The organism is Pseudoxanthomonas taiwanensis (assembly GCF_010093135.1).
GTDB lineage: Bacteria > Pseudomonadota > Gammaproteobacteria > Xanthomonadales > Xanthomonadaceae > Pseudoxanthomonas > Pseudoxanthomonas taiwanensis.
Map to the genome: position 1 here is coordinate 21290 of NZ_PDWK01000010.1, position 17512 is coordinate 38801.

14 protein-coding genes are annotated in these 17512 nt (G+C 70.9%); 9 read left to right on the forward strand and 5 right to left on the reverse strand.

Going from position 1 to position 17512, the window contains the following annotated elements:
• Positions 1–82 precede the first annotated feature (82 nt).
• Complete coding sequence (gene hutU / locus CR938_RS03275; protein ID WP_162123647.1) at positions 83–1756, forward strand: urocanate hydratase; 1674 nt, start codon at positions 83–85, stop codon at positions 1754–1756.
• Between the two features lie 658 nt (positions 1757–2414).
• Here hutU and CR938_RS03280 read toward each other — a convergent pair.
• Positions 2415–3422 carry an integron integrase gene (locus tag CR938_RS03280; protein ID WP_162123648.1) on the reverse strand — a complete coding sequence of 336 codons (1008 nt, stop codon included), beginning with the start codon at positions 3420–3422 and terminating at the stop codon, positions 2415–2417.
• Positions 3423–3608: 186 nt separating this feature from the next.
• On the opposite strand from CR938_RS03280, the gene CR938_RS03285 reads away from it, so the two are divergent.
• The 7 genes from CR938_RS03285 to CR938_RS03315 all read left to right on the forward strand — a co-directional run bounded on the left by CR938_RS03285 (position 3609) and on the right by CR938_RS03315 (position 11140).
• A complete protein-coding gene (locus CR938_RS03285) occupies positions 3609–3893 on the forward strand; it encodes a hypothetical protein (protein WP_162123649.1) in 285 nt (94 codons plus the stop codon).
• A gap of 224 nt (positions 3894–4117) precedes the next feature.
• Positions 4118–4318 carry a hypothetical protein gene (locus CR938_RS03290; RefSeq protein WP_028914764.1) on the forward strand — a complete coding sequence of 67 codons (201 nt, stop codon included), beginning with the start codon at positions 4118–4120 and terminating at the stop codon, positions 4316–4318.
• Between the two features lie 67 nt (positions 4319–4385).
• Positions 4386–5636, forward strand: a complete 1251-nt coding sequence (locus tag CR938_RS03295; RefSeq protein ID WP_162123650.1) for an STAS-like domain-containing protein — start codon at positions 4386–4388, stop codon at positions 5634–5636.
• A 104-nt stretch (positions 5637–5740) separates the two neighbouring features.
• Positions 5741–6133: an MAPEG family protein gene (locus CR938_RS03300; protein WP_162123651.1), complete on the forward strand. Its 393-nt coding sequence runs from the start codon at positions 5741–5743 to the stop codon at positions 6131–6133.
• A gap of 87 nt (positions 6134–6220) precedes the next feature.
• Positions 6221–7411 carry a COG3904 family protein gene (locus tag CR938_RS03305; RefSeq protein ID WP_246190951.1) on the forward strand — a complete coding sequence of 397 codons (1191 nt, stop codon included), beginning with the start codon at positions 6221–6223 and terminating at the stop codon, positions 7409–7411.
• Between the two features lie 124 nt (positions 7412–7535).
• Positions 7536–9338 (forward strand): DEAD/DEAH box helicase, encoded by a 1803-nt coding sequence (locus CR938_RS03310; protein WP_162123652.1) that lies wholly within the window; start codon positions 7536–7538, stop codon positions 9336–9338.
• Between the two features lie 116 nt (positions 9339–9454).
• On the forward strand, positions 9455–11140 hold the full coding sequence (locus CR938_RS03315) for a GGDEF domain-containing protein (protein WP_162123653.1): 1686 nt from the start codon (positions 9455–9457) through the stop codon (positions 11138–11140).
• 7 nt (positions 11141–11147) lie between these two features.
• Here the strand turns inward: CR938_RS03315 and CR938_RS03320 are convergent, their stop codons facing one another.
• From CR938_RS03320 to CR938_RS03330, 3 genes are read right to left on the reverse strand one after another with little or no spacing between them, the layout of a single operon-like run.
• Positions 11148–12101 (reverse strand): DMT family transporter, encoded by a 954-nt coding sequence (locus CR938_RS03320; protein ID WP_425502416.1) that lies wholly within the window; start codon positions 12099–12101, stop codon positions 11148–11150.
• A gap of 45 nt (positions 12102–12146) precedes the next feature.
• Positions 12147–12806: a DUF2238 domain-containing protein gene (locus tag CR938_RS03325; RefSeq protein ID WP_162123654.1), complete on the reverse strand. Its 660-nt coding sequence runs from the start codon at positions 12804–12806 to the stop codon at positions 12147–12149.
• A 43-nt stretch (positions 12807–12849) separates the two neighbouring features.
• A complete protein-coding gene (locus tag CR938_RS03330; protein ID WP_162123655.1) occupies positions 12850–13692 on the reverse strand; it encodes a DUF72 domain-containing protein in 843 nt (280 codons plus the stop codon).
• 141 nt (positions 13693–13833) lie between these two features.
• Here CR938_RS03330 and CR938_RS03335 point away from each other — a divergent pair, with 141 nt between their 5' ends.
• Positions 13834–15474, forward strand: a complete 1641-nt coding sequence (locus tag CR938_RS03335) for a serine hydrolase (protein ID WP_162123656.1) — start codon at positions 13834–13836, stop codon at positions 15472–15474.
• A 229-nt stretch (positions 15475–15703) separates the two neighbouring features.
• On the opposite strand, the gene CR938_RS03340 is transcribed toward CR938_RS03335, so the two are convergent.
• Positions 15704–17512: a DUF885 domain-containing protein gene (locus CR938_RS03340; RefSeq protein WP_162123657.1), complete on the reverse strand. Its 1809-nt coding sequence runs from the start codon at positions 17510–17512 to the stop codon at positions 15704–15706.

Genomic DNA, 17512 nt, shown 5'->3' on the forward strand with positions numbered 1-17512 from the left:
CGTGCTGCGGCGCAGCGGCAAGCGGTGGCAGGCAGGGTGGGGCGATAATCGCGGCAATCCCCCGTCTTCAGGCCCCGCCGGCATGACCGATCCGCGCCATGATCCGTCCCGCGTCGTCCGCGCCCCGCGCGGCACCACCCTGCATTGCCGTTCCTGGCTGACCGAGGCCGCCTACCGCATGATCCAGAACAACCTGGATCCGGAGGTGGCCGAGGATCCGGCGCGGCTGGTGGTGTACGGCGGCATCGGCCGCGCCGCGCGCGACTGGGAATGCTTCGACGCCATCCTCGCCACCCTGCGCGAGCTGCGCGACGACCAGACCCTGCTGGTGCAGTCCGGCAAGCCGGTGGGCGTGTTCCCGACCCATCCGGACGCGCCGCGGGTGCTGATCGCCAACTCCAACCTGGTGCCGTACTGGGCCACCTGGGAGCACTTCAACGAGCTGGACCGCAAGGGCCTGATGATGTACGGCCAGATGACGGCCGGCTCGTGGATCTACATCGGCTCGCAGGGCATCGTCCAGGGCACCTACGAGACTTTCGTGGAGATGGGCCGCCAGCACTACGGCGGCGACCTGACCGGCAGGTGGATCCTCACCGCCGGCCTGGGTGGCATGGGCGGGGCGCAGCCGCTGGCGGCGACCATGGCCGGGGCCAGCTGCCTGGTGGTCGAGTGCCGGCAAAGCCGCATCGACTTCCGCCTGCGTACCGGCTACCTGGACGAGCAGGCCACCGACCTGGACGACGCGCTGGAGCGCATCGGGCGCTACACCAAGGCCGGCCAGGCCCGCTCGATCGCCCTGCTGGGCAACGCCGCCGACGTCCTGCCGGAGCTGGTGCGCCGCGGCGTGCGCCCGGACGCGGTCACCGACCAGACCTCGGCGCACGACCCGCTGCGCGGCTACCTGCCGCAGGGCCTGACCGTGGCCGAGTGGGAGGAGGAACAGGAGGTCGTGCCCGAGCGCGTGCGCGACCTGGCCATGAAGTCCATGCGCGTGCACGTGGAAGCGATGCTGGCCTTCCACCGCATGGGCGTGCCGGTGTTCGACTACGGCAACAACATCCGGCAGATGGCCTTCGATGCCGGCTGCAAGGACGCCTTCGACTTCCCCGGCTTCGTTCCCGCCTACGTGCGTCCGCTGTTCTGCCGCGGCATCGGCCCGTTCCGCTGGGTGGCCCTGAGCGGCGATCCGGAGGACATCGCCAGGACCGATGCCAAGGTGAAGGAACTGATCCCGGACGACCCCCACCTGCACCGCTGGCTGGACATGGCCGCCGAGCGCATCCGCTTCCAGGGCCTGCCGGCGCGCATCTGCTGGGTCGGCCTGGGCCAGCGCCACCGCCTGGGCCTGGCCTTCAACGAGATGGTGCGCAAGGGCGAGCTCAAGGCCCCGGTGGTGATCGGCCGCGATCATCTGGACAGTGGCAGCGTCGCCAGCCCCAACCGCGAGACCGAGGCCATGCGCGACGGCAGCGACGCGGTCAGCGACTGGCCGCTGCTCAACGCCATGCTCAACGTTGCCGGAGGCGCCACCTGGGTCAGCCTGCACCACGGCGGCGGCGTGGGCATGGGCTATTCCCAGCACTCCGGCGTGGTGATCGTCTGCGACGGCAGCGAGGCCGCCGACCGCCGCATCGAGCGCGTGCTTTGGAACGATCCCGGCACCGGGGTGATGCGTCACGCGGACGCGGGCTACGAGATCGCCCAGGACTGCGCGAAGGAGCAGGGGCTGCAGCTGCCGATGGTGGGGCGGTAGGGGCGCCCGGCGCCCCGGGTGGCGGCGGGTACGGCCCTGCCGGTCGTTCCCGTCGCTTCAGTGGGTCGCCAGGTTGCCGAATTGCCCGGAATGCCGGAGGGACTGAGGGACTGAGGTCAAGGCACGGCGGCGGTCGCCGGGGGCGCCCTGGCGTGTGGCCTGCTGCCGTCCCGCCCCCGGTCCTGGCCCTCGCGGGCCAGCACCTCCTCCTTTACCTCCCGGCAGCCGGCACACGCCATGGCGCTTCTGGCGTGGCGGGACGCGGGACGGTGGTGCGGGGCAGCCTCGACCTGGGGGGCAGCCGGCCGGGTAGAGGCCGGAAACGGTTGATTGCGTGATTCCCACCCGGCGATGAGTGGCAATCGCTGGCGCGCGAGCGATTTCGATACGCGGACGAATGGAAATCAGTGGCCGTCGAGCAGTTTCCATACGCGGATGAATGGAAATCACTGGACGCCGAGCGGTTTCCATACGGCGACCAGTGATCAAGACTGGCGCGCCAGCGATTTCCATACGACGGTGAATGGAGATCACCGGCGTCCTAGTGATTTCGATACGCGCGCGCATGGAAATCAGTCGACTGCCAGTGATTTCCAGTCGAGGCCCGGTGGCAGACATTGGCGCGTATCCGGCGGCAGGGCACGCGCGGGCAGGGCCGTCAACGGTCCAGCGGACTGAGCACACCGAGCGCGCCGCGGTTGAGCACGTGCGTGTAGATCTGGGTGGTGGCCACGTCCTTGTGGCCCAGCAGCTCCTGCACTGTGCGGATGTCGGCGCCGGACTCCAGCAGGTGCGTGGCGAAACAATGGCGCAGGGTGTGCGGGGTGACCGGCTTGTCGAAGCCGGCCTCGCGCGCCGCCCGGCGCACCGCCGACTGCAGCACCTTCTCGTCGATATGGTGGCGCCGCCTCACCCCGTCGCGCGGGTCGACCGAAATGCGCGTGGCCGGGAACACGTACCGCCATCCCGGCTCCGCGGCCGCGTTGGGATACTTGCGTGCCAGCGCGTGCGGCAGGTGCACCCGGCCCAGTCCGCAGGCCAGGTCGCGCGCGTGCAGCAGGCGCACCTCCGCCAGCTGGCGCAGCAGCGCCTCGCGCAGCGCGCCCGGGAGCACCGTCATCCGGTCCTTGCCGCCCTTGCCATCGCGGATGGTCAGCTCGTTGCGCTCCAGGTCCACGTCTTTGACCCGCAGCCGCGTGCACTCCATCAGCCGCAACCCGCTGCCGTAGAGCAGCCCGGCCATCAGCGCCTCACGGCCCGACAGCCGCTCCAGCAGCCGCGCCACCTGCGCCCGCGACAGCACCACCGGCAGCCGCCGCGCACGCTTCGCCCGGACGACATTCTCCATCCACGGCAGCTCGATCCCCAATACCTCCCGGTAGAGGAAGAGCAGGGCGGCCAGCGCCTGGTTCTGGGTACTGGCGGCGACCTGGTCGCGCGTGGCCAGGCCGGTGAGAAACGCCTCCACCGCCGATCCGTCCAGTTCCGCCGGATGCCGCGGCAGCCACGCCCGGATATACCGGCGAATCCAGTACAGGTACGCCTGTTCGGTGCGCAGGCTGTAGTGCTTCAGACGCAACCGCCCGCGAACCTGGTCCAGTAACCGGGGTGCCCCACGGGGTGCTACGCCCCCTGTTATCGCGGCGAGCTCGCCGTCATAAGACATATCGGGGCCTCCTTGCCGTCGAAACGGCTAGCGTGCCCCGCGTTCGACCACGTTCCCATCAGGCAAATGCCTGATCCGCATAGGACTTTGCCAATTGACGGCGTCAGGGCCGAGCCGTAGGCTCGGTGCTACGCCCCGCCTTGGGGTCTACTGGTAGTTAGCTCTCACAGGAAGGACCTCAGGTCTATGCAGGAAAAAGTGCCCAGCTCACGTTTCAGCGTCGGCAGATTCGTGGTCATGCTTGGATTCGCAGCTGTTGTCTTTGGTCTTGGGCGGAAGCAGCCCGATGCTCCGATGGTGCTCCTCACCGCAGGCATGGTGTTCCTGGCTTTCTTCTCGGGAGTATTCGATCCGCTGACACCAACAAAACTCACTGAGCGACCCTCCACCGTGCTGGGTTGGCTAGCATTCGCGGCCGGTATTATGGGCATCGTGCTCATACTTTTCAGCGCTGGGTTGAGGCTCAGGTGAGAGCTAACAATTCGTTCAAGCCGACGCCGCTTCGCGGCGCGGCTTAACTCAGGTGTTAGACCAACATGGGAGGTGTCATGGCAACTCGATCCAAGAAGCCTACGAAGTCTGCGTCTACGTCGGGAACGACGGCGGCTCCAGCGAAAGCCAAGGGCGCGCCGAGAAACCAGAAGAACTTGATCCCCGTGCAGTCGGGGCATGTTGCCGTTTACGCGAGTCCGCGAGTGTCCCGCGCCCTCGATGAGATTACGGAGGACATGACGCTTTATCACGGCGTTCGTCTCTCGCAGGTTCTTGAGGCGGTCTACACTCAGGGCAAGAAGGACGGCGCTCGCACAGCCTTTGAGGAACTAGACAAAAAGATCCGGGAGGTCCACAAGGCCGTGCCGCACAAGAACCCGGGGAAACCCAAGAAGACGAAATAGTTGGTCTAACAATTCGCCCAAGCCGACGCCGCTTCGCGGCGCGGCTTAACTCAGGTGTTAGCTCCCTATGACGGTCATTCGCGAAGGCAACACTATTCGGTTCCAAGGTCAGTACCGAGATGCTGACCTACATCATCCCTTAGTGTGCCTGCACCACGCAGTCAACGACCATGGGTACAGCGATGTTGTTCTGGACTTTTCGGAGTGCGTCGAAACCTATCCAGGGCCGATGCTAGCACTTTGCGCAGAAATTTTGCGGTTGCGAGGCCAGCAAGTCGATGCACAGCTCATTCTTCCCAAGCGAGAAGCCCTAGCCCGCCTATTCGTAAATGCGAACTGGGCGAACCTCATCGAGCCGCGGCGCTACAACGCCTCTAGGTTTCGCGGTCACACTCAAATTCCCGCGACGCGCTTCGAATCGCCGGCCGAGCAAAATGATGCGGTAAATCGAATTGTGAACGCCATCCTCGGCGGCATTCCGGACATTCGGCGTGAGAACTTCGCGGCGCTGGAGTGGGCGGTCAACGAACTCACCGACAACGTGATTGTTCACTCTGAGTCGCCAATTGGAGGTCTGGTGCAGGTCTCCAGCTTCAAGCGAACTTCGAAGGTGATTGAACTAACCATCGCGGATGCAGGGCTTGGCATTCCGGCAACATTACGGTCCGGAGGGTTCACCGGCTCTGACACAGATGCACTAGATCGGGCAATTCGCGAGGGCGTGACGCGCGACAAGTCTGTCGGCCAAGGCAACGGCCTATATGGCAGCTATCAGATCTGTTGCCACAGCGGCGGCGCGTTCCAGATCGAATCCGGTCATGCACGCCTCCTCTATCGCCCGGGCCCATACGGCCTTGAAATCAGGGACCAAAAGGTGCCCGTCCACGGCACGCTCGTCATCGCGAAGATCAACTTCACTGATCCAGACCTGCTCAAAGACGCCTTGAATTTCTCGGGAAAGTCGTACACTCCTGTTGACTACATTGAAACGCGCTACGAAAGCCACGGATCCGATCTTCTTCAGCTAAAGATGATCGATGAAGCATCGTCCTTTGGCAGCCGAGTGGCGGGCACACCAGTTCAAAACAAGCTCTACAATTTGGTGCGGATGTGCCCAGGCCAAGCTATCGAGATTGATTTTTCGCAGGTTCCTCTGGTCTCGAGTAGTTTTGCCGATGAAGTCTTCGGAAAGCTCTTCGTGAAGCTTGGGCCTCTGGAGTTCATGCAGCGCATTCGCTTTAAGAACGTTGAGCACACGGTTCGTCTGCTTATTGATAAAGCCATATCGCAGCGGGTAGCTGCCGGCTTAGGGAGCTAACAATTCGTCCAAGCCGCGGTTGAGACTTCCGGAGGTGGCGCAGCGGCTGCGTCATCACGCCGTGGTAGTACCCTCGGGTGCGGTCCCCCGATGGAGCAATGCCCATGGCGATCGAAATCCAATATCTGGCCTGGACGGTGGTGCTGGGGCTGCTGCAGCTGGTGCTGGCCACCGCGCTGGCCACCCGGCACCGCGGCCTGGCGTGGAATGCCGGCCCGCGCGACCAGCCGCCGGGGCCGGTGCCGGCGGTCGCCGGGCGCGCCGAGCGGGCCATGCGCAACCTGCTGGAGACCTTCCCGTTCTTCGCCGCCGCCGCGCTGGGCGTGGTGGCTGCGGAACGGGGCGATGCCTGGACCGCGCTGGGCGCGCAGCTCTACTTCTGGGCGCGGGTGGTGTACGTGCCGTTGTACCTGGCCGGCATCCCGTACCTGCGTTCGCTGGCCTGGGCTGTGTCCGTGGCTGGGCTGCTGATGGTGCTGGCGCCGCTGCTGCGCTGAACCATACGGCGTGGCATTCATGACCGGTTGCGTTGGCGGCCACGGCACCGCCTAGACTGGGGTTTCTTCACGCCGGAACCACGCCCTGTGCCCGCACTGCCGCCGCGCCGCCTCCTGCCCGTCCTCCTGCTGCTGGTCGCGGTGCTGGTGACGCTGGCCGCGTGCCTGCGCCCGTCCGGCGGGGGGGCGGCGGTGGAGACGCAGACCGTGCAGTCGCCCGAGGAGGGCGGCGCGGTCAGCCGCGACCCGATGCCGGAGGAAGCGGCCGCGCCCGTACCGCCGCCGGCGCCGGAACCGGCGCCCGAGCCGGAGCCGGACTGGTCGCCGCTGGAGCTGGCCTCCGGGCGCGCCTGGCTCGGCTGCGGGCTGGACTACCGCGAGGGCGACGGTCAGGCCCTGCCGGACCTGGGCCGGGACACCCTGCAGGCGCTGATGGAGCCGTGCCGCGAGGGCCAGGTGGTGCGGTTGCGCTACAGCGGCAAGATCGCCGCCGACTTCACCGCGCTGGTGGAGCGGGTCACGCGCATGGCCGAGACGCTGGACATCCGCCACCGCGTGCTGGACCTGGACTCCACCGGCGGCCAGGTGGAGGACGCGATCCGCGCCGGCGACTGGATCGGCGGCCACCGTTGGACGCTGTGGGTGCGCGAGGACTCGGTCTGCCACAGCGCCTGCGTGTTCGTGCTGGCCGGTGGCGACAACCGCGTGCTGGCCGGACGGGTGGGCATCCACCGCATCATCCGCCTCAGTTCCACCGCCACCAGCCGCCAGGAGCTGAACACCGAGCTGCAGGCGGTCTACGCCACGGTACGGGCCTACCTGGAGCGCAACGGCGCCTCGCCGCTGCTGGCCGACGTGATGAAGACCGTGCCCAACCGCAGCCTGCGCCTGCTGACCGCCGACGAGCTGGCCGCCTACGGCCTGGACGGCAACAACGCCGCCCAGGACGACCTGGACCGGGTGCGCCTGCTGGCCAAGTGCGGGGACGACTTCATGCGCCGCCGCGACCGCTGGGTGCGCGCCTTCGAGGAGCGTTGCCGCGGCGCCTCGGCGGTGTACGCGCGCAACGCCTGCGGCCTGGAGCTGCGCCGCGCGCTTGGCTTCCCGGACGACGAGTGCCCGTCCGAGAGCCCGCTGGCCGAGTTCAACGTGCTGGAGCGGATGGCGGCCGAGGAGCCCGCGGACACCGCCACCGGCGATGCGTCCGCGCTGCCGGCCGGCGCCGAGGTGGCGGCGCAGGCGCCGGCCGGGAACGAGGGCGCCGGCGGCGGCGACTGAACCCGGCTGAACGCCCGCCGAGGCGGTGTCCGGCCCGCACGCGACAGGCGGCGGCGGGGGCGGCACAATGGCGGTTTCAAGCCAAGTGTCCGCCGCGCCTCCGGGCGTGTGCCCCCGGAGTCCGATGTCCGCCCCCCACCAGGAAACCACCGCCGCGCCGGGCTTCGGCGATCTCGGCTTGCCCGCGCCTTTGCTCACGGCCTTGGCCGGGGTCGGCTACGAGGCCCCGTCGCCGATCCAGGCCGCCACCATCCCGGCGCTGCTGTCCGGCCGCGACGTGCTGGGCACCGCCCAGACCGGCACCGGCAAGACCGCGGCCTTCGCCCTGCCGATCCTGGCCAGGCTCGAGCTGGAGCGGGCCCGCCCGCAGGCGCTGGTGCTGGCTCCGACCCGCGAGCTGGCCATCCAGGTGGCCGAGGCCTTCCAGCGCTACGCGGCGAAGATGCCCGGCTTCCAGGTGCTGCCGATCTACGGCGGCCAGGGCTACGGCCCGCAGCTGCATGCGCTGCGCCGCGGCGTGCACGTGGTGGTCGGCACCCCGGGCCGGATCATCGACCACCTCGAGCGCGGCTCGCTGGACCTGTCGGCCCTGCGCGCGCTGGTGCTGGACGAGGCCGACGAGATGCTGCGCATGGGCTTCATCGACGACGTCGATGCCGTGCTGCAGAAGACCCCGCCGCAGCGCCAGGTGGCGCTGTTCTCGGCGACCATGCCGGCGCCGGTGCGGCGCATCGCCCAGACCTACCTGCGCGACCCGGCCGAGGTGACCATCGCGGCCAGGACCACCACTTCGGCCAACATCCGCCAGCGCTACTGGTTCGTCAGCGGCGTGCACAAGCTCGACGCGCTGACCCGCATCCTCGAGGCCGAGCCGTTCGACGCGATGATCGTGTTCGCGCGCACCAAGGCCGCCACCGAGGAGCTGGCCAACAAGCTGCAGGCGCGCGGCGTGGCCGCCGCGGCGATCAACGGCGACATGCAGCAGCAGCAGCGCGAGCGCACCATCCAGCAGCTCAAGGACGGCCGCCTGGACGTGCTGGTGGCCACCGACGTGGCCGCGCGCGGCCTGGACGTGGAGCGCATCAGCCACGTCCTCAACTACGACATCCCGTACGACACCGAGAGCTACGTCCACCGCATCGGCCGCACCGGCCGCGCTGGGCGCAGCGGCGAGGCGATCCTATTCGTCACCCCGCGTGAGAAGGGCATGCTGCGCGCGATCGAGCGCGCCACCCGGCAGCCGATCGAGGAGATGCGCCTGCCGACCGTGCAGGCGGTCAACGATCGCCGCGTGGCGCGCTTCTTCGAGCGCATCGCCGGCGCCCTGGAGGCCGGCGGCCTGGACGAGTACCGCACCCTGGTGCAGCGTTACGTGGCCGAGCACGAGGTGGCCGCCGAGGACGTGGCCGCCGCCCTGGCGCGGCTGCTGCAAGGCGACGTGCCGCTGCTGCTGGAGGCGGCCGGGGAGCCGCCGCGCGAGCATCCAGTGCGCGAGGCGCGCGGTCCGCGGCCCGGCCGTGACGGCGAAAGGCCCGCGCCGCGCCCCTCGCGCCCGCCGCGCGGCGCGCGCGAGGCGCGCCCGCAGCCGGAGCCGGGCATGGAGACCTACCGCATCGAGGTCGGCCGCTTCCACGGCGTGCGCCCCGGCAACATCGTCGGCGCCATCGCCAACGAGGCCGGGCTGGAAAGCCGCCACATCGGCCGCATCGACATCCACGACGACCACTCGCTGCTGGACCTGCCGGCCGGGATGCCGGCGGAGATCCTGGCCCACCTGCAGAAGACCTGGGTGGTCGGCTGCCAGCTGCGCATCCAGCGCTGGAACGGGCGGATCGGGGAAGAGGGCGGTGCCCGCCGGTTCCCGCGCCCGGGTCCGGGTCGCACCCTGCGCCCCCACCGCAAGGGCAGGCCGCGACCGCATGGCTGAGCCCCCGGGTATTCTGGGCCCCAGGCCGGCGCCGCGCCGCGCGTGTCCGGACCTCCCCGGACCGCGCGTCCGTCCCGGATGGACGGAGCGGCACTAGAATGGCCGCAGGGGGACCCATGCGACGAACCTGCAAGGAACGCGTCAACGGCCACGGCGGCGTCCGCCGGGGCCTGGCGTGGTGCCTGCTGGCCCTGGCGTGGCTGCTGGCCGACGTCGCCTTCGCCGGCGCGCCCGTGCGCACCCGCGGCCCGGACTACATCGTCTCCGGTGCCCCGGCTTCCGACCCGTTCCCCGGCCGCACCTGCGACGCCGCGGCGCTGGCTGCGCTGGACCGCCACATCGAGCTGCCGCCTCCGCCGGGCGGCTGGTCCGGCGTGCCGCAGGCGGTCAACGTGTTCAACGTGTTCGCCGGCGAGGTGATGGTCCACTACGGCGACCGCCAGGTATGCGGCCGCATGCACGACGCGCGCACGCGCGACTCCCGCTTCCGTGCCGGCGTGGGCATGGTGCTGGTACCCCGGGCCGGAGACACCGAGCCGGTGCGGGTGGCCTGGGCGCAGCCGCTGAAGACCGGCTGGATCCCCACCGTGCGCATCGGCGCGCCCAGTCCGGTGCAGCAGATCGACACCGCGCGCCTGCTGGTGCGCACCGCCTGCCTGGCGGTGGCCCTGGCGCTGGCGGTGACCGCGCTGATGGGCTTCCTGAGCGCGCGCGACAGCGTGTTCCTCGGCTACACCGTGCTGTGCGTGGGGACCATCCTGTGGCAGGCGGTGCTCAGCGGCCTGGCCGGCTACCCGGAGCCGTGGCTGCCGATCGGCGACAACGAGTGGCGCTGGGTGGCCGCGCTGTCCTGCATCGGCCTGTCGCTGGCGTCCCTGGTGATGTGGCTGCTGGTCGGCGGCGCGCGCCGCTGGCCGCGCTCGCGCCGGGGCCTGAGCGTGGGCGTGGCCGTGTTCTGGCTGGCGGGGCTGGCCGCGGCCGTGTGGCTGCCGCTGCCGGCGCTGGCGGTGGTCATCGGCGGCGTGGACGAGGCCTTCGCACTGGCCTGCCTGGTCATCCTGGCGCTGGGCCTGCACATGCTGTGGCAGGGCTGGATGGGGGCGCTGGCCGGCATCGCCGCGGTGCTGCCGTTCCTGGTGATGGCGGCGCTGGACCGCACCGGCAACCTGCTGCTGATCGAATACCGGGTCGAGGCCATGCAGCTGGCCATCACCTGGTTCCTGATCGTCAGCGCCTACGCGCTGAACCAGCGCCTGGGCCGGTTGCGCCGGCGGCGCGAGGAGATGCAGCTGCTGGCCGCCACCGACGCGCTCACCGGCCTGACCAACCGCCGTGCCGGCCTGCGCCGCCTGGAGGGGCGCGTGGCCGAGGCCCTGGCCACCGGCATGCCGCTGAGCGTGGGCTTCGTGGACATCGACCTGTTCAAGTCCATCAACGACGTGCACGGCCACGAGACCGGCGACCGCGTGCTGGTGGCGGTGGCGCGTGCGCTGGCTGCCTCGGTGCGTGACGCCGCCGATGTGATCCGCATGGGCGGCGAGGAGTTCCTGGTGCTGCTGCCGGGCGTGGCGGGCCAGGCCGCGCGCGAGCGCATGGAGACCCTGCGCGGCCGGGTCACCGCCGCCACCGCGGCCCTGGGCGTGGCCGGGCTGCGGGTCACCGCCAGCATCGGTCTGGCCTCGCTGGAGGATGGCGAGGATGCCAGGACCCTGCTGCGGCGCGCGGACGAGGCCATGTACCGGGCCAAGCGCGCCGGCCGCGACCGGGTGGCGGACGCCGACGGCGCGCCGCCGGGGGGCTGAGCCCGGATCAGTCCGGCACGCGCCCGGAGCCGGCCGCGCCCAGGGGCCCCGCGCCGCCCGCCGCGGCGCCGCGGCGGCGTTCCAGCAGCGGGGCTAGGAACACCGCCGCCAGCACGATGCACACGCCCAGGTAGAACTGCAGGCTCAGCTCGTGCTGCTCGCCCAGCAGCAGCATGGCCAGGGCGATGGCGTACACCGGCTCCAGGTTGGTGGCCAGCTGCACGGTGTAGGCGCTGAGCCGGCGCAGGGCCACCAGGGCCAGGGCGAAGGGCAGCAGGGTGCAGGCCAGGGCCAGCAGCACCAGCAGCACGCCGTCGCGCAGGCCCGGCACCGCCAGCAGGTTGCCGGCGAAGGCCGGCACCAGCAGCGGCATCAACGGCGCCAGCGCGGTCAGCGCCAGCACGCCGGTGCCCAGCTCCAGGGCGGTGACCGCCAGCGGGTCGGCGTGGTCCACCAGGCGCTTGTTGAGCGAGCCGAAGACCGCCACCAGCAGCGCCGACAGCGCGCCCACCGCCACGCCCAGGCGCATGCCGTCCGGCACGCCGCCGACCACCAGCGCCACGCCCGGCAGCACCGCCAGGCCCAGCAGCAGCTCGCGCGGGCGGAACGGGCGCCGCGCCACCCACGGTTCGATGATCGCGGTGAACACCGGCGCCAGGGCGATGCACGTGGCCGCCACCGAGGCGTTGGCCAGCTTGATCGCGCCGTAGAAGGTCAACCAGTGCAGTGCCACCAGCACGCCCACACCGGCATAGCCGGTGGCCAGGCGCGCGTCCAGGGCGCGCAGGCTGCGCCAGACCCGCGGCAGCAGCGCCAGCGCGGCCACCACCAGCAGCATGCGCCACCACACCAGCGGCAGCGCGGGCAGGGAGATGAGCTTGCCGAGGATGGCGGTGAAGCCCCACAGCAGGACGCAGAAGTGGATCTGCAGGAGCGCGCGGCTGCGGTCGGTCATGGACATCGGTGCATTATCGCACGGCGGCGGCCGGGCAGGCTGCGCGCACCGTCACGGCCGCGCCGGGCGCGGCGCCAGCCAGCCGGCCAGGCCCATCAGCGCGACCGAGAGCGCGGCGCCGAGGGCGGCCAGCAGCATGTCCTTCTGCGCGTCCCACTCGTCGCCCTGGGTGCCCAGGTAGGCCTGGCCGAGGTCGCCGCCGAACACGCTGGCCGCGGCCCATTCGAACAGCTCGAACAGCAGGGCGTGGGACATGATGAAGCTGACCGGCAGCACGTAGCGCCAGGCCCCGCGCGGGGCGGCCGCGCGCTCGAGCAGCTGCACGCAGGTGGGGGCCAGCAGCAGGCCGTAGCTGAAGTGCACCAGGCGGTCGTAGGTGTTGCGGGTGAAGCCGAACAGGGCGTCCACCGAGAAGCCGAGGTGCTGGCGGAAGAACGCGTCGTAGGGGACCTCGGCGTAGGTGTAATGCGCGCCCACGGCGTGCAGCAGGCCGAACACGAACAGGCCGATGCAGGCCGGCCAGGACAGCGGCAGGCGCCGCCACAGCGCCGGCAGCAGCAGTACGGCCAGCACCACCAGCACGTTCTCCAGGGCCCAGTCCTCGCGGTAGCGGGGATTGACCGCCAGCGCGGTCCAGGCCGCCACGTACACGGCCAGCAGGGCCAGGGCATGGCGGGGGGGGACGGGCGTGTGCAGGGGAGCCGCGCTCATGGCGGCGCATGATCGCATGCCGCCGCGGCCGCGGCACCGGCCCTCAGGCCGGGGCCGGCGCCTGCAGCCGCCGCAGCAGGGCCATGGCCGCGGCTGGATTGCGCTCCTTGGCCGCGGCGATGAAGAACACGAACACCTCGCGCGGAGGTCCCGGCGGCAGCGGCGGGCCTGCGTGGGCCAGGTCGGGCGGGTCGCGGCCGTCGGCCCAGGCGCGGGCACGCGCCGCCCAGGCGTCCAGCTCGGCTTCGGTGTAGCCGCCGCATGGCAGCCCGGCGCGCGCCTGCATCACCCGCGCGTACACGAAGTCGGCGGTGATGTCGCCGAAGGAGGGATGCGCGTCGGAAGCGGCCGACACCAGGGCGACGCCGTGGCGGCGCAGCAGGGCCGGCAGCGCCAGGGTGAACAGCGCCGCGTCGCGCAGTTCCAGCGCATGGCGCATGCGCACCCCGTCCACCTCCGGTGGCAGCAGGGCGAGGAAGCCGGCCAGCTCGTCCAGTGACGGGCTCTGGCCGTGGTCGAACTGCCACAGCACCGCACCCAGCCGATCGCCGAGGGTGGCGATGCCGGCCAGGAAGTCCTCGACCTGCGCGCCGGTGGACGACAGACGGCGGCTGGCCATGATCCGCCTGGGCGCCTTGGCGGTGAACACGAAGCCCGGCGGGGTCTCGTCGCGCCAGCGGGCGTAGGTCTCCGGCTTCTGCGCGCCGTAGTAGGTGCCGTTGATCTCGATGGCGGTGACGTGGCGGCTGGCGTATTCCAGCTCGCGCCGCTGCACCAGCTTCTCCGGGTAGAACCCCCCGCCGCGCCAGGGCGCGTAGGTCCAGCCGCCGATGCCGATGTGGATGCGGGACGGGGCGGCGGGCGGGGTGTCGAACAGGTCGGGCATGGTCGCGGGAGTCCGGGAAAGCGGGGATCGTAGCGGACCGGACGTGGTGGCCGGTGCAGGGCGGGGTGGACTTCCGTCACTGCGGCGGGCGCGGGGGCGGCGCCTAGAATCGGGGGCTGGTCCCCATCACGGATGCCGCCCATGGTCCTTCGCCCGTCCACGTTGCGTCTTTCCTGCCTGCTTGCGCTCGGCTTCGGCGTGCTGGCGCATGCCCCGGCCTGGTCCGCCGACGGTACGGCCGCGCCGGCCGCCACCGCCCAGACTGCGGCGGCGCTGGATCCGGCGCAGCTGGGCGCGTGGGTGGAGGCGGCGCGCGAGCGCTTCGAGGTGCCCGGCATCGCCGTGGCCGTGGTCAAGGACGGGCAGGTGGTGTTCGAGGGCGGCTGGGGCGTGCGCGAGCTGGGCAGGCCCGACCCGGTGGACGCCCACACCCTGTTCGCCATCGCCTCCAACACCAAGGCCTTCACCGCCGCATCGCTGGCCATGCTGGCCGACGAGGGCAGGCTGAAGCTCGAGGACCGGGTGATCGACCACCTGCCGGAGTTCCGCATGGCCGATCCCTACGTCACCGCCGAGATGCGCGTGCGCGACCTGCTGACCCACCGCAGCGGCCTGGGCCTGGGCGCCGGCGACCTGCTGTTCTGGCCCGGCAGCGACTACAGCACGGAGGAGGTGGTGCGCCGGCTGAAGGACGTGCCGCTGAAGAGCAGCTTCCGCGAGCGCTACGCCTACGACAACATCCTCTACGCCGCGGCCACGCTGCTGATCGAGCGCGTGTCCGGGCAGCGTTATGCCGATTTCCTGCAGCAGCGCTTCTTCGACCCGCTGGGGATGGCGGAGACGCGCTTCAACGCCGACGCCCTGCGTCCGGGCGACCGCGTCGCCACCGGCCACGCCAAGGCCGACTTCACCACGCTGCGGCCGACCTTCCCCCTGACCTGGCACAACGCCGCCGGCGCCGGCGGCATCTACTCCAGCGTGCACGACATGGCGCGCTGGATGAACGCGCAGCTGGCCGGCGGCGTGTACACCGACGCCGAAGGCCGCCAGCAGCGGCTGTTCTCGCCGCAGCGGCAGAAGCACATGTGGACCGTGCACTCGCCCATGCCCATTCCCGAGCCGGCGGTGCCGGAGCTGGCCGCGTCCAGACCGGACTTCCTCGGCTACGGCGAGGGCTGGATGCTGTCCACCTACCGCGGCGAGAAGCTGGTCTGGCACACCGGCGGCTGGCCGGGCATGGTCTCGCGCGTGACCCTGGTGCCGGGCCGCAACCTGGGCGTGGTGGTGCTGACCAACCAGGAGGCCGGCGGCGCTTTCAACGCCATCACCCTGCACGTGCTCGACGCCTTCCTGCAGCCGGCCGCGCGCGTGGACTGGGTGGCCGCCTACGCCGCGGCGGCGGAGAAGTCGAAGGCCCGTGCCGACGAGGCCTGGGCCAGGCGCGTGGCCGCGCGCGATGCGCGCTCCAGGCCCTCGTTGCCGCTGTCTGGCTACGCCGCGACCTACCGCGATGCCTGGTACGGCGACGTCGAGGTGAAGCAGGAGAACGGGCGCCTGCTGATGCGCTTCACCCGCAGTCCGCTGCTGGTGGGCGAGCTGCAGCACTGGCAGCACGACACCTTCCTGGTGAAGTGGCGCGAGCGCACGCTCAACGGCGATGCCTTCGTCACCTTCCACCTGGACGCCGACGGCAAGGTGCGCGAGGCGCGGATGGAGGCGGCCTCGGAGCTGACCGACTTCAGCTTCGACTTCCAGGACCTGGTGCTCAGGCCGGTGCGGTAGGTCCTCCAGACCGGGCCCGGGTCCCGGCGGGAGACGGGCGGAGGGACGCGGCGGCCGCTTCCGGTCGCGGCGCATCCGTTCGCACCGATGGCGGTGGAACGGCGGGGTTGGGCGCCGGCGGCCGGTGCCGCCGGTGCCCGGCCCGACTCCCCTGCGGGAAGGGGAAAAAGGGCGCCGTCGTGGTGACGGCGCCCTTCGTGCGTCGCGGGATCGGCCTGCCGGAGCGTCGTCAGCGGATCGGCTCGTCCAGGATCAGCTGGCGTACGAAGCGCACCGGCGGGGCGCCGTAGGACAGCACCCGGTCGTGGTAGGCCTTGGCGTCGAAGCGGTCGCCCAGCTTCTCCTCCACCGCCTTGCGCATGTCGAAGTGCTCCTGCGCGCCGACGAAGTAGGTCGGCAGCTGCGCCGAGCTGAGCTGGGCGCGCACCCATTTGCCGGCCGCCTCGCTCTCCTGCTGGAAGGTCTGGCGCACCATCAGGTCCATGGCCTGCTCGCGGCTCCAGCCGTCCACGTGCACGCCCTGGTCGAGGATGGCGTTGGCGATGGTGCGCAGGTAGAACTTCAGCTGCACCAGGCGGAACAGCGGGTCGTTGTCCAGGTAGCCGGCATCGGCCATCACCTTCTCGGTGTATACCGCCCAACCCTCGGCGAACGGGCCCGAGCGCAGCACCGCGCGCAGGGTCGAGGGATGGCGTGCCGAGTGCCAGCCCTCCAGGTAGTGGCCCGGGGTGCCCTCGTGGATGCTCAGCAGGTGGATCATGCGCGAGTTGTATTCGCGCAGGAACGAATCCACCTGGGCGTCGGTCCAGTCGTCGGGGATGGGCGAGACCGCGTAGAAGGTCTTGAGGTTCTTGTCCAGCGGGCCGGGCGAGTCGCAGTAGGCCACCGCCACGCCGCGCTGGAACTCCGGCATCAGGATGATCTCCACCGGCGCGTCGGGCAGGGTGACCAGGTCCTTCTCGCGGACGAACGCGGTGGCCTGCTCCAGCGCCGCCCTGGCCGCCTCCACCACCTGGTCGCGCGCCGGACGCTCGGCGTAGGCCAGCTCCAGGGCCGCCTCGATCGCGGCCTGGCGCTGCGCCTCGTCCGGGTCCTCCGGCAACGGCGGCGCGTCGGCGCGGTCCTCGAGCACGGTGCGGGCGATCGCGTACATCTCCGCGCGCACGCGCGCCAGCTCGGCCTCGGCGCGCTGGCGGATCTCGCTGCGCGAGAGCGAGGAGTTGAGCGAGAACTTCAGCTTCTGGTCGTACAGCTCCGCGCCCAGGCGGAAGTCGCCGGCGGCGTTGGGCACCAGCACCTGGTCCAGCCACGCCTGGTGCTCGGCCACGGCCGCGCGCAGCCGGGCGACGGCGGCCTCCAGGCGCGTGCGCTCGTCGTCGGGCAGCTGGTCGGCGTGCGGGACGATGAAGGAGTCGACGATGGCCCGGATGCCCTGGTTCTGCCGGGCCACGGTCTCGGCGTGGACCTTGGGCACGCGCGCCGGGTCGAGGTTGGCGCGGGCCTGGGCCAGCAGCGCCGGCAGCTTCTCCATGCGCGCCGTGGCCGAGCGCAGGCGGTCGGGCAGCGGCGCGAACTCGCGCGCCATCAGGTCGTAGATCGAGCCGCCGGCCAGGCTGTTGTACAGCAGCGGGTCCCAGGCCCAGGACTGGAGCACCTCGGCGTTCCAGATGTCGGCCTCCAGGCGGTTGCGCAGGATGGCCGCATCCACCTGGTTCTCGCGCGACAGGCGTGAGACGTCGATCGCGTCCAGCTCGGCCAGCAGCTGCTTGCGCGCCTCCAGGGCGCGCTGCCGGCCTTCGGCGCTGAGGTCGTCCAGCTCGCCGTCGTAGCGGTGGTCGCCGACGCTGGTGGCGAAGGTCGGCGACAGCCGCAGCCAGGTCTCCAGGGCGCGCTGGGCCAGTTCGGCGAAGCGCGCGTCGGCCTGCGGGTCGACGGCCTCGGCGCGGGTGGCGCCGTCGGCGGTGGCGTTGGGGGATTCGGCCTGCTGGCAACCGGCCAGGCAGGCGAGCAGTGCAGCGGCAAGCAGGGTGCGGCGCAT